Origin of the sequence: Sabulibacter ruber (assembly GCF_017355955.1) — a bacterium.
Classification (GTDB): Bacteria; Bacteroidota; Bacteroidia; order Cytophagales; family Hymenobacteraceae; genus Nibribacter; species Nibribacter ruber_A.
Genome location: NZ_JAFFID010000001.1, coordinates 1,791,375 through 1,803,650, shown reverse-complemented (window position 1 = coordinate 1,803,650; position 12,276 = coordinate 1,791,375). Strand labels below are relative to the sequence as shown.

Here is a 12,276-nt window from a genome sequence, read left to right as displayed (position 1 = left end):
GATAATCGTCAATGATGTTGTTTGGAGTATCTACCTACCTTGTGAGATAAAGAAATTAGCCGACAGTTATGAGAAGGGTTCATCTGTTTTTGTTTGCTTCTCTCATATGTGTCATGAATGTCTCAGGTCAGACCATAGATTCTTTGAAAGTAGAGGGGGGCACCTCGGGAATCATAGCCACAGAGAATCATCCGCCTTTTTGGATAGAGGCTAACCGCTTTGGAACGGTTCCTTTGAAACAACATGATTTGATTACCCATCTCAAAATAGGCAATACTCACCTTTTTTCCAGAAAGTACCTTCCGCCACCTGGGAGCCCATTGTCATCAAAAGCACCCTTTCACATCGGGTATGGAGTAGATGTATACAATAACAGCCATTTTAGGGATGTTTTTCTAAAAGAAGCCTATTTAAAGGTAGGGTATGGCGCATGGGAGCTGCGTGGCGGCCGATATGCCGAAACAGTAGGCAACGTAGATCCAGAGTTATCCAGTGGCTCGTTAGCTGTCAGTAGAAATGCTCTGCCCATTCCTAAAGTGGGGGTAGCGGTGAAAGACTATGTGAACATACCTCATACAAACGGATTCTTAAAGGTTAAAGGGGTATTTAGCCATGGGTGGTTGGGCAATTCAAATCATGTCAAAGGTGCCTATCTGCATGAAAAGAACCTGTGTTTAAGAATAGGGCGAGATGCTCTGAATGTACATGCCGGATTGAGCCACTTTGCCCAATGGGGTGGAAGACACCCCTTGGGGCAGATCCCAAGTAGATTCAAGGATTACCTAAGGATTTTGGTGGGAGCAAAAGGTGATGAAACCGATCCTGCCAGTCAACAAGGTCCGGTTGATATTGTGAATGCGGTCGGGAACCATGTGATCGTCTCTGATTTTGGCGTGAATTTTCTCCTGAAAGGCAAATCCCTGCATTTATACACACAGACTATTTTTGATAAGGGGGTAGGAAGCCCCGATGCGCGGGATAAAATCAATGGCCTTAACGTTTTCAGCCGAGACAGATTGGTGGGCATTGGCTTTGATTTGAGACATCCGGGTTTAGTAAGTAAAGTGGTGATTGAAGGCATTTACACCAAATACCAGGGTGGGCCCGTCATTTACCAAGGTAGGTTCAATTATTATAACAATGCCACTTACTTAACGGGTTGGGACTATCAGGGGCAGATCATTGGGACTCCGCTTTTCTTAAACCGGAGGCATGCCAGCCTGTACAATCTTGACTTAAGCGAAGGAAGCCCTGGAAATGATTGGAATGTTGTTAGTAACCGTGTGACGGGTTTGCATGTGGGGTTAAAAGGTAATTTGTCCACCAGAATCAGTTACCGCACCCTGGCAACCTATGTACAACATGCTGGCAACTACTATAATGATGCCCTCTTCACGTCAGTAAAGAAACAAGCCTATTTCTATGGTGAACTCATCAGCCAGATAGGACCATCACTGACTTTTACCACAGCAGTAGGAAGAGACATGGGCCAGTTATCCCATAATACGGGAGGCCTTCTGGGAGTAAACTGGCAGATTAAGTGAAGGGATTGTTTTCTCTGTGATATCCTAAGCTGTCTTTGTTGCCTTGCCGGTAATGATTACCTGGAAATGAGGGTCCTGATAGTCTAGTTCCTCTTGCTTTAGCTCTGTTTTCCCCACCCCATACAGGAAAGCAGAGGCAACGTACACGTTCCCGAAAGAATTTGTTTCTATATGGTTGATGGGAAACGTTTCCGCTAACATTTTTTCTATGGAAAAACGGGTGAACGTCCATAGCCAGTTTTTTTCCCACGGCCCGAAATCAACCGGTGTTATACCGGGTACGGTAAGAAGTAAAGTGCCGCCTGGTTTCAAGGCCCTAAAACAATCCTTTACCACTGCCTTGAAATCATATATCAAGTGTAAAGCCTGGGGTAATAGGATGCAATCAAAGGTATTGTCTCCTGCAGTCACTTTGGGGCTGAACTCAGGGAGGGTAGATGATTTTTCATCAAGGTCCTCTAATCTCAAGACCGTACATTGTGTCACCTTGTCCCCGCCGATACGCTTGGCATATTGGTTCTCGCCAAATTCCAGGACTTGCCCCGTGATGTAATCTGCTTTTGAGCGCAGGAAATTCTCAATATAGTATTGGTCTATGGCGCCTCCTCTGTTCTGGCCAAAGGTTCGGTTAAAAGGAGTTTTGCTGATGAGGTCTCCAAACTTAATGTTACCAATAGCGGGTAAAAAATTTTTATAAACTCCCCGGCGATGGAGATACCGAAAGACAAAATTTGGTGTTACTGTTCTTAAGCTCAGTTTCTTTGTGAAGAATTCTACCAGATAGTACATGTAATAGGATTTGGGCTTGTACTGGTGTAGAAAATTAAGTACTTCAGGGGTAGGCTTTATTTGCTCCGCTTTTAGGCAACCATATATTAAGGTTGTATAATAATCAACAAACCCTTTTAGTCCCGCTTCATAAGCTTCTCTTTCAGCGTCAGATCTTAATTCTGGCTCCTGACGCTTTAAAACCTCCAATGCCTGTGACAACATCAGGGGAAGGTTGCCAGACATATTGGATGTATGCATTCTGTACGCCGCCAATTTTTTGGTATGGTGGAGAACGGGATATTTGCGGGTTACTCGCAAGTATAGATCGTAGTCTTCGCAAGCCTTCAGAGAGGTGTCAAACAAAAACTCATCAAAAACCCACCGCCTGTACATAACCGTGCCGTGCATGCCAATGTAGTTCTTGCGTAACATGTTGATGTAGTGATCATCTAGTATTTCCTCACCTCCATCATCCAGATTTTCCTTGGCGTGGGTAATAGCAAGATAAGCCCCGGAGACAAAAGCTGCGTTTGGGTGTTGAAGCAGATACGCCAGGTTGTAAGAAATGGCATAAGGATATAGAAGGTCATCCGCATCAAGAAAGACCAAAAACTCGCCGGTACTATGTAAGGCTCCGGTGTTACGGGCGGCAGAAAGCCCCTGATTTTCCTGATAAATGTATTTTGCAGAACTAAGTTTTTCCGAGACAACTCTGGTGTCATCGGTTGAACCATCATCCACGATAATGATCTCAATATTGGAGTACGTTTGCCTCTGTATACTATCTACTGCATCAGGTAAATAGGAGGCATGATTATAACAGGGAATTATAACCGAGACTAAGGGGTATGCTGGGGGAGGTAATAAAGGCATAGCATTGAGCAGTTAACAATTTCTTGCTTGTTTGTGAAATGCTGACTTGTTATGCAATTCAGGTTGTAGTCAATTTCCTAACTATGGAAACAGGGGGGAGTACCAGGGTAAATAGTTTGTTAATTAAGTAGATGTAACAGAGCGGGAAGACGGTAGTAGAATTCTAATAAAGTCAAAACCTGCAGTTTAATCAAACCTGAATCTGCACAGATTTTAACTTAACGTTTGATTTCTTGCACGCACGCGATGCTTTGAGTTTGGTATGAAGCCAAAGGCTTTATGGATTTGGACTTACTATCCTTCTTTTGGCTGCAGCTATGATCAATTCTATCAGGAACTTGATTTTCCGGTCCCTGATAAGTAGTTCAATTATCTTGATTTTAGGGAAATGATAGATGAAGAATATTAAGATATAGTTTCTTTTACCTAAAGCAGCTTTCTTTATGGCTTTTACATCTTTATTGATATTTTCTTTTTTTAGAATTCCTTCAGTTATAACATCTAGATTATGTAGACATTGAATCACTTCTTTAACGCTGCCCATCTCCAGTAAGGGTTGGAAATTATGCTGGAGACATTCTATGTGAGAAAGAGGGAGGGTAAAATCAGGCCCGGCGTAGTAGCGAAAATTTCTGAGCAACTGCTCCTGTAAGGCTTCTTCATACTCCTTCTTTTTGAGTACCTGGTGCAGGCTCTGGTCTGTGACTCTGTAATAAAGTAAAATTTCTGATAAGTTGTAGAACTTGTATTTGCGGGTAAGCTGCCAGAACAACTCAAAATCTTCGGCATAAGGAACGGTATACATTCCTACCTCCTCCACAGCATGCTTCCTGTACATGACAGTAGGGTGGTAGATCCAGCAACTAAAAGTGAGATTGTAGTAAAAGAACTTACTTTTGAATTTGTCTACCCTGATAAATTGTCCATCTTCTGTTACTACTTTCACCAAACTAGAAACCATCACACACTCTGGATTCGCCTGCAAGTAGTCAAACTGCTTCTGCAACCGGTCCGGAGTACTGATATCATCGGCATCCATGCGGGCAATAATGGGGGCTTTGGCTAACTGAATGCCTTTGTTCAATGTGGCCGAAATCCCTAAGTTTCGCTCGTTTTGAATGAACCTGATGCGTTGATCTGTATAGGAATTGATAATGGCTACACTATTGTCCTTTGATTCATCGTCAATAACGATAAACTCAAAGTCCTGGAAGGTCTGCTGCAAAATACTGTCTATTGCCTCTTTCAGGAATCTCTCAGCATTATAGACCGGCATTAAGACGGATATTGCAGGCATTGTGCTTGTGTTTTAGTTCTGTTTTACAAAATGTAAGACCTTTTCAGGAAGAGTATTGGTAAGTAGGTGCAGAATTGGATAACGATAACGAAAAAACGCCTTTCTAAGAAGATCGTGAATGGTTTTGTCCTGAATGTTCATCTTATGAAGATAAGCGCTCAGCCATTTCAGGTAAAACAGCCTGACGGTGTGGTATTTGCCGTCTGCATGCACGCTGTAAACAATGGATTCGGCCCGTTGCCGATACAGATTATTGCAGGCTGAGGATACGTAAACCGTTTCTGACAGATAGATCTTGCTTAATAAGGCCTGGTCTTCATACAACCCGTATTCTTTTCTGAAAGACTCCTCAAATCCACCAGATCTGTCAAAGGCAGCTTTGGTAAATATCAACCCAGAGGGGCATGGAGCGGCTCCTTCTCCCAGCGGGTACAGAAGCTTCATCAACTGAGGTGGAGGGTAGGTGGTATCTTGCGGAGCGCCTACCGGGATAACAACGTTACTCTTACCAGGATCTTCCCAGTTATACCAGTAAGCCGAGCTTTCTGCAATCATGGCAACTGAGGGATTTTCCTGGAAAATAGTTACCTGATTGGAAAGTTTGCCCGGGAGCCAGACATCGTCAGCATCCAGCAGGGCAATGTATTTGCCCCTGGCATGGCTTATCGCGAAGTTTCTGCTGGCGCTCAACCCTTTGTTTACATGGCCCTCATGTTCAAGGTAGAAGATCTTATCAGGAAACCGCTGGGCAAATTCTTGGGCTATCTGGGTACTACGGTCAGTAGAGCCGTCATCTATTAACAGTATCTCCCAAGAGGTATAATCCTGCTTTAACACGCTTTCTATTGCCTCTTGCAGAAAGCGCTCTTCGTTCAGGAAAGGGATGATAACTGAAACAAGTATTTCGCCTGGCATGGTACTCCTCATGATGCAATCAATTTACTAATCCCCAAGCTTTTTTGAGTTGGAATTTAAATTGTTCAGGAGCCCAGTTTGGTACCTGAACTCTGCCTAACCGGTAAGGGTCTGAATCTTTGGTTATTACCTGGGTTTCAGTGGTTACCGCGGCTTTGAATTCCAGCCCCTCGGCTACTTTTACTGTTCCTTCATTGAAGTTGCCGTAGGGGTAAGCCAATAAATCAATGGTCTGGCCTGTTAATTTTTGCAGGTCCTTTTTGTTTTGGGCAATCTCCTGTTCCTGGTGGGTTTTAGGATGGTATGCCAGCGCAGGATGGTTAACCGTATGGGCCCCAATGTCAAAAAGCTCATGGCTGGCCAGTTCTCTCAGCTGCTGGGTGGACATGCTGATGAAATCTGGTCGGGAGTAAGGGGCTGTATTCCCGGCCCACTCCCTTATGATTTGCAGACTTGCCTCCTGTTGGGGGTAGGGCAGGGGCTTGAGGGCTTGCCAAAGCTGGAAAAATAAGTGCGCGCGTCCGGTTGGAGGTGTTTCCAGACAGGCATTCCATTTTTGGTGCGTTTTTTCAGAATCTCCCGATAATTCCACTTCTTCTTCCAATGCACCAGAGACAAGGGTGTTTCCTACCTTGATTTCCAATTTTGCGGGCAAAACAGCGGAGTAGAGAAGCAAGCGCTCTAACTCATCCCACCAGAATTCTTTTTCCTTGCCAATATTGCCGGTAGAAACAAAAAATGTGGCGGGCAGCCCATGCTTCTCCAGGATTGGTTTAGCCGTTAAATAATTATCCGCGTAACCATCATCAAAGGTGATGGCGATGTGGTTGTTTTTCAGCCGCTTGTTTTTAACTCCTTCCGCTAACTCCCGCAAAGGAACCACGGTACCTACCCTTTTCAGTATCTGCAGTTGGGCTTCAAAATGAGCGGGGCTAACGGCAATCTCCCATATATCTGATGTTGGTTCAGCTATACGGTGGTACATAAGCACCATTGCCTTGTTCTCAAATAACCTTCTGTAGATGTACCGTAACTGTGTTTTCAAGTGGTTAGGCCTTTACTGCTTTCACTGTATTGATTACCTGGTATTGGGGGTCATATTGATCTAATTCCCGGGTGGCAATCTCTGAACGTCCCATGCCGTACAGGAAAGCCGTAGCCGCCAAAACGTTGCCAAATGATCCCACTTCTGTCTTTCCGCCAAGGAAAGTCTCGGCCATCAGTTTCCGTAGTACTTTGTCTGTGAAAGACCAGTACCAGGTTTCGCCCCATTCATCGCGGTCAATGGAGGTGATATAAGGGACTGTCAGGAGTAAGGCTCCCCCCGGCTTCAGGATACGGTGGCAGGTAGCCAAAGCTCCTTTGAAGTCATAGATCAGGTGCAGCGTTTGCGTAAGGATGATACAGTCAAAGGTGTTGTCTGGAATGTGAGGGGCAGAGCTGATGTCTCCAATAATGGTGGCTATAGGATTGCTGTCATTCACATGTAAAATATCGCTTTTGGTTACCCGTTTGCCACCATAATGCAGGGTGTATTCATTGTCGCCAATCTCCAAAACCCTGCCTTTGATTGTGGAGGCTTCTTTCTCAAGAAAGTTCTCTATGTAGTATCTGTCCACGGGACCGCCTCGGTCATACCCAAATTGGTTGCTGAACGGAGTAGTGCGGCCAAAGTCTCCCATATCTACTTTTCCCACCACAGGTGCTTCTCTTCTGTACAATCCAACTTTGTGAAGCAATCTTAAACCAAAAGCAGGCGTAGATTTTCTTATTAGTGACTTGATCATAGCGGCTTTTTTTAAATAGAATTTAACTAATAGAAATGGCCTGTGCTGTAGAAAGGTAAGCGCTTCAGAAGAAGAGGATGTTTTTTCCCGGGTTACTTTCTTGTATAACAGGTCGCAGTAATATTCTTTCCAGATCTTGTTCCCCTTGGTAAAAGCGGCTTGCTCAGTAGGAGAAGTCAACAGACCTTGTTGCCTGCCTAATACCTCCAAAACCGTTTCCAGCATCTTGGGAATGTTGCCAGACATATTGGAGCTATGCAACCGGTAAGCTGCAATTTTTCTGGTGTGGTGAGCGACCGGGTGTTTCCGGGCTACTTTCAGGTACAGGTCATAGTCTTCACACCTGGGTAGGGAGGTGTCGTAAAGAAATTCATTGAACACCCAGCGCTGGTACATGACAGTGGCATGCATGCCTATGTAGTTGCCCTGAAGCAGTTGAAGATAATGGTTTGATCCTACCTCCCAGACTTCTTCCTGGGTATAGCCTTCTTTCTCAAAGACCTTGTCATGGGCACCAGATACAAAAGCAAGTTTTGGGTTCTGTATCAGGTACTGGATGTTACTGGAAATGGCCCCTGGAAGCAACCAGTCATCAGCATCCAGAAACACCAGGAACTCTCCTCTGGCATGCAGTATGCCGGTGTTCCTGGCGGCGGACAATCCCTGGTTTGCCTGATAGATGTACCTGACGCCTTCTACACTCTGGGTTACCTGCCGGGTGTTGTCAGTGGAGCCATCATCCACCACCAGTACCTCAATTGCCGGATAGTCCTGTTGCCAGATGCTTTCAAACGCCTCCCGCAGATATTGGCCGTGGTTATAACAGGGTATCACCACCGAAACCAGGGGCAGTTCAGGCTGGGTGGCCTTTTCTGGCTGGCTGTTCTTTTTTGTTTCGGGTTGTACCATGTATACCATTACAGACAATTTAAACTTTTAGGGTTTACTGAAGTGTGGGGTGCAAATCCAAGTCGGGAACAGGTTTGATACTGCTTAACTCAGCGCGATCAACGGTTGATTTCTCCCGGTTTTTGCGGTAAAAAGCAAAACCAGAGAGAATACCTGTCATTTCTGACCACAAGGTTCTGTTCCGGTCTCTGTATCTGGGAAATCCCCTGATAACCAGTAGATAGTAATGTTTGGGAATCACATGGAACAATAACTTTTTATAATCAGCTAAGGGGTACTGCTGTTGCTGAAGCAAGGCGGCAGTGGTAAACCCCCGCATATAGTAGAAAATCTGCTTTCTCAAGCCCTTCAGATCTCTTCGGTGCTCGTGATAGGCCACCGCTCTGGGGTTGTACCGAATGGTGTAGCCGTGGGCAAGAATGCGGTACCACATTTCTGAGTCACCGTTGCAACCAGCTGCGCCAACATCCAGGATCTCGTCAAAATAGCCCACTTTGGCAAAAACTGATTTCCGGAATGCCATGTTTGCCCCAGCGCCAATGTCCCAAACAGGAGGACCTTGCGAGAGCCCACTGTTGAAAAAGTGGGTGTCATACACCTTGTCAAGGTAGCCTCGGTTGAAGCTCCAGTGTCTTTCAAAAATTTGCTGCGCTTCTGTTTCCAGTTCAGAGGCGATCACCAAGCCGGTCATGGCCGCCGTGTTCTCCTCCTGAAAGGTTTCCCAGACCCGGTATACCCAAAGTGGATGCACGACTACATCATCATCCAAATAAGCAACGATGGGGCAATTGGCCTTCCTGATTCCGGTATTTCTGGCAATATCCAACCCTGCTCGTGGCTCCCTAACGTAGGTAACCTCTTTGAACCCCATGGTTACTTCTTTGCTGCTTTCATCTGTTGGGGCATTGTCTACCACAATGATTTCTGTGGGAAAGCATGTTAGCATTTGCAGCCTTTCAAGGCATAGGTGCAAATGCTTGGCTCTATTGCGGGTACAAATGACAACAGATACAGGTACCTGGGCAGGAACAGCGGAGGAAGTATGGGAAGTGAAGACAGAATCCATCCAGTTCTTCCAGGCATTAAAGTCTTTTGTCTTCAATGCCTGTTCCCATTGGTAAGATGGTGTTCCACTCGTATAGAAATCAATTGTAGGGGCAATCGCCTGAATAAGCTGGTGGTAAAACTTTTCTTCCGATATAACTTCGTTTGGTTCCAGAAACAGTTGACCCAACGCCACGCTCCTCCACCAAAAGACAAAGTAGTTCCCTCTGTCCTTTCCGGCCAGTTCAGGCATCAGGATAGATGCATCCAAAGAGTGGTGGGTAATGGTGTAGGGCCAATTCTTTTTCATGTTGCTTGGGCAGGTTATTGGCTAAACAAGCTCCATTTCGGTCTGCTCTAATTTGAAGGGAAGCTTGGGACGAACCGCTCCCATCCACTTACCAAACCATTTGATATCTCCCCGGTAATCTTCTAACTCAAAAGACAGGCATTCCTCAAAGTAAAAAAGGTCCACCGAGGTGTCTTTCACAATGATCAAAGAGATATAATAAGAGCCATCATTCAGGAAGTTGCCCGGGATACTACACTCTCCCTCCACAAACCCCTTCTGGAAAAGAACGGAAGGGGAGGAAACATCAAAAATGCAATCTCCTCCATAGGAGAAAAGGTGCAGCCCTACGCTTAGCTCCTGGTTGTCAGCCATGTTCCAGAAGCGGAATTTGACAGTGATGGGAGTGCGAATGTCCATAGGAGCCTCTGGGTGTTCCAGTTGCGGAATCAACTCCAGTCTACTAAATCTGACCAGGTTATTTCCCGGCGCAGCTTCCGGCGTTTCCCATTCCTGCAACAGCCTTTTCTGCTGTACTTTGGAGATGTATTTATTCACAATAGTGGACACCTCTCCAATTTCCTGCATCCGGCCTTTGTTTAACCACAACGCCGTGTTGCATAGGTTTTTTACCGCTTGCATGGAGTGGCTTACAAACAGGATGGTTCTGCCGTCACTGTTGGAGACTTCTCTCATTTTACCCAGGCATTTCTTCTGGAACTCGCTATCGCCCACGGCTAATACCTCATCAACAATCAAGATGTCAGGCTCCAGGTGAGCGGCTACCGCAAAGGCCAGCCGTACATACATGCCCGAGGAGTACCGCTTTACAGGTGTGTCAATGAACTGCTCAATTCCAGAGAATTCCACTATTTCATCAAACTTTCTCCTGATCTCATTCTTACTCATGCCCAGGATGTACCCGCTGATGAAGATGTTTTCCCGGCCGGTGAGTTCCTGGTGGAATCCTGTGCCCACTTCCAACAAGCTGCTTACTTTGCCATGCCCCCTTACAGAGCCGTGGGTAGGGCGGACAATGCGGGAGATGATTTTAAGAAGCGTAGATTTCCCGGAGCCATTGCTCCCGATGATCCCCAAGACATCGCCTCTGTTTACCTCAAAGTTGATGTCGCGTAAAGCCCAAAGATATTGGTTGTTGGCAGGAGCGTCCTCGGCTTGCAAGTCAAAAAAAGGATCCTGCTTTTTTAAGACAGAGGAGTTCCACCAACGCTGGAGGTCTTGCCGAAACGAGCCGGTACCAATGGTACCCAACCGGTATAGCTTAGATAAGTTTTCGACTTCTATGATGGTGTTAGCCATACAAAACAGTTATACTATGTCAATGAGTTTATCCCCTTGCTTATTGAAAACCAAGGTAGACAGCAAGAGGCTTATCGCCGCAAAGCCGACACTATACATCAACCCATAAGTGGTGAAGGTACCTTCACCAAGTAAAGCATAGCGAAAGATCTCAAAAAGAGGGGTGAGCGGATTCACTTCTACCATCCAGCGGGCATTTTCTGGCACGGAGCCGAGGGGATAGATCACAGGGGTTACGAACATAAATAACCGGATTCCCAGGCTTACAAAGTTTGCCAGGTCCCGGTATTTAGCGGTTAAAACAGAACAGAAGAGCCCCAGCGCGAGCCCAATTGCACCTATGACCAAGATCACGGCCGGTACCACCACCAGCAGCCAGGGAGTAGACAGGAAGGGCGTCTGCCTGAACAGCCAGTAATACAGCATGATAAGGACCAGGAGGGCCAGTTGCATCAGAAAGCGTAGGAAGTGGGTGCTGACCACCGAAATAGGCATTACTAACCGCGGAAAGTAGACCTTGCTGAATAGATGATCATTCTCTTTGAAGGTATATGCCGTACCCGTAAAACAATCATTGAACAGGTTCCATAGGATAATGCCAGAAAAGTAAAATAAGACCGGCGGGATTTTACCGGTAGGTACCCCCACCACTACGCCAAACACCAGCACATACGTGACCAAGGTCATGACAGGCTGTATCAAGATCCAGATAGGGCCAAGTAGTGTTTGCTGGTAATTAAGGAGGAATTCACGTCTGATCAAACTGGCAACCAGATGCCTGTAACTCCATACTTCCTTTATATTCCACCCCCAGTAGCTGGTTTTGCTACTTATTTCCCAATGATTCTCCTGCATTTCTTAAACTAACTATGGTATTGTGGTGATCTGCTACTCCTAAAAGCCTGTTGTTTTATAAGGCTCTGGTTTACTTCTATCCTGTAAAAAGCCTGTTTTTAACCTGGTTTTACCAAAGTAAACCAAGAACAGTATTGGGTATTTAATGATAAAATTTACCTTAAGTTATAAAAATTTGAATTAAAATCTGAGCTTTCTTAAAATTATGAGCCTTGTATAAAGAATCATGCCTAAGAATAACTTAATAAGATAATACCGTTAAAATTTTGGGTTTAAGCTTCTGAGAACCCAAATAGGCAAGTCAATTCTTGTAGACCAATCTGTTTTAAGAAGATTTATCCAGTTTAAAAGTTAAAGGTGCCTATACCGTTCCTGAAAGCTGAGTGACGGGGGAGCTGATGCTAAACCCAGTTCTGCTTTCAAATTGGGACATTGTTCCCAATTTGAAAGCAGAAACGGTTATCTCTTTATGAGACAAGCCAACTGATAGCCTGAGGGTCTTTGAATGGCTGGCAGACGCATCTGTGCGGGTGTGGTGAGCGAGTTTGTATTCTGGGGTTCGTGATCAACTATAAAGGCTTCTGCAAGTATGGAGGAGGGCTTGACAGAGTTTTATAACTACTTACATGTGTTTAAAAAAAAATAATGTGCTCTTAATAGTATGTGTGTATA

Annotated in this window: 9 protein-coding genes; 1 reads left to right on the top strand and 8 read right to left on the bottom strand. The window is 45.3% G+C overall.

Annotated elements, in window-relative coordinates; genetic code table 11:
* Window positions 1–143 precede the first annotated feature (143 nt).
* Entirely contained in the window at window positions 144–1,544 is a 1,401-nt protein-coding gene (locus JT719_RS07340; RefSeq protein WP_207432105.1) for a capsule assembly Wzi family protein, read from the top strand.
* A 24-nt stretch (window positions 1,545–1,568) separates the two neighbouring features.
* Here the strand turns inward: JT719_RS07340 and JT719_RS07335 are convergent, their stop codons facing one another.
* The 8 genes from JT719_RS07335 to JT719_RS07295 all read right to left on the bottom strand — a co-directional run bounded on the left by JT719_RS07335 (window position 1,569) and on the right by JT719_RS07295 (window position 11,604).
* The gene (locus JT719_RS07335) at window positions 1,569–3,188 is read right to left on the bottom strand and encodes a glycosyltransferase (RefSeq protein ID WP_207432104.1); all 1,620 of its coding nucleotides are present in this window, start codon (window positions 3,186–3,188) and stop codon (window positions 1,569–1,571) included.
* A 277-nt stretch (window positions 3,189–3,465) separates the two neighbouring features.
* A complete protein-coding gene (locus tag JT719_RS07330; RefSeq protein ID WP_207432103.1) occupies window positions 3,466–4,485 on the bottom strand; it encodes a glycosyltransferase family 2 protein in 1,020 nt (339 codons plus the stop codon).
* A gap of 12 nt (window positions 4,486–4,497) precedes the next feature.
* Window positions 4,498–5,400: a glycosyltransferase family 2 protein gene (locus JT719_RS07325; RefSeq protein WP_207432102.1), complete on the bottom strand. Its 903-nt coding sequence runs from the start codon at window positions 5,398–5,400 to the stop codon at window positions 4,498–4,500.
* Window positions 5,401–5,419: 19 nt separating this feature from the next.
* On the bottom strand, window positions 5,420–6,445 hold the full coding sequence (locus JT719_RS07320) for a polysaccharide deacetylase family protein (protein ID WP_207432101.1): 1,026 nt from the start codon (window positions 6,443–6,445) through the stop codon (window positions 5,420–5,422).
* A gap of 4 nt (window positions 6,446–6,449) precedes the next feature.
* A complete protein-coding gene (locus tag JT719_RS25195; RefSeq protein WP_242693094.1) occupies window positions 6,450–8,096 on the bottom strand; it encodes a glycosyltransferase in 1,647 nt (548 codons plus the stop codon).
* Window positions 8,097–8,130: 34 nt separating this feature from the next.
* Window positions 8,131–9,450, bottom strand: coding sequence for a glycosyltransferase family 2 protein (locus JT719_RS07305; protein ID WP_207432100.1), 1,320 nt, complete (start codon window positions 9,448–9,450; stop codon window positions 8,131–8,133).
* A 21-nt stretch (window positions 9,451–9,471) separates the two neighbouring features.
* Complete coding sequence (locus JT719_RS07300) at window positions 9,472–10,749, bottom strand: ABC transporter ATP-binding protein (protein WP_207432099.1); 1,278 nt, start codon at window positions 10,747–10,749, stop codon at window positions 9,472–9,474.
* 9 nt (window positions 10,750–10,758) lie between these two features.
* Complete coding sequence (locus JT719_RS07295) at window positions 10,759–11,604, bottom strand: ABC transporter permease (RefSeq protein ID WP_207432098.1); 846 nt, start codon at window positions 11,602–11,604, stop codon at window positions 10,759–10,761.
* Window positions 11,605–12,276: the final 672 nt, after the last annotated feature.

Bases quoted from the DNA above. Each gene is read 5' to 3' on its own strand.
- JT719_RS07330 (WP_207432103.1), bottom strand. From the start codon at position 4,485: ATGCCTGCAATATCCGTCTTAATGCCGGTCTATAATGCTGAGAGATTC.
- JT719_RS25195 (WP_242693094.1), bottom strand. From the start codon at position 8,096: ATGGTACAACCCGAAACAAAAAAGAACAGCCAGCCAGAAAAGGCCACC.
- JT719_RS07295 (WP_207432098.1), bottom strand. From the start codon at position 11,604: ATGCAGGAGAATCATTGGGAAATAAGTAGCAAAACCAGCTACTGGGGG.
- JT719_RS07300 (WP_207432099.1), bottom strand. From the start codon at position 10,749: ATGGCTAACACCATCATAGAAGTCGAAAACTTATCTAAGCTATACCGG.
- JT719_RS07305 (WP_207432100.1), bottom strand. From the start codon at position 9,450: ATGAAAAAGAATTGGCCCTACACCATTACCCACCACTCTTTGGATGCA.
- JT719_RS07335 (WP_207432104.1), bottom strand. From the start codon at position 3,188: ATGCCTTTATTACCTCCCCCAGCATACCCCTTAGTCTCGGTTATAATT.
- JT719_RS07325 (WP_207432102.1), bottom strand. From the start codon at position 5,400: ATGCCAGGCGAAATACTTGTTTCAGTTATCATCCCTTTCCTGAACGAA.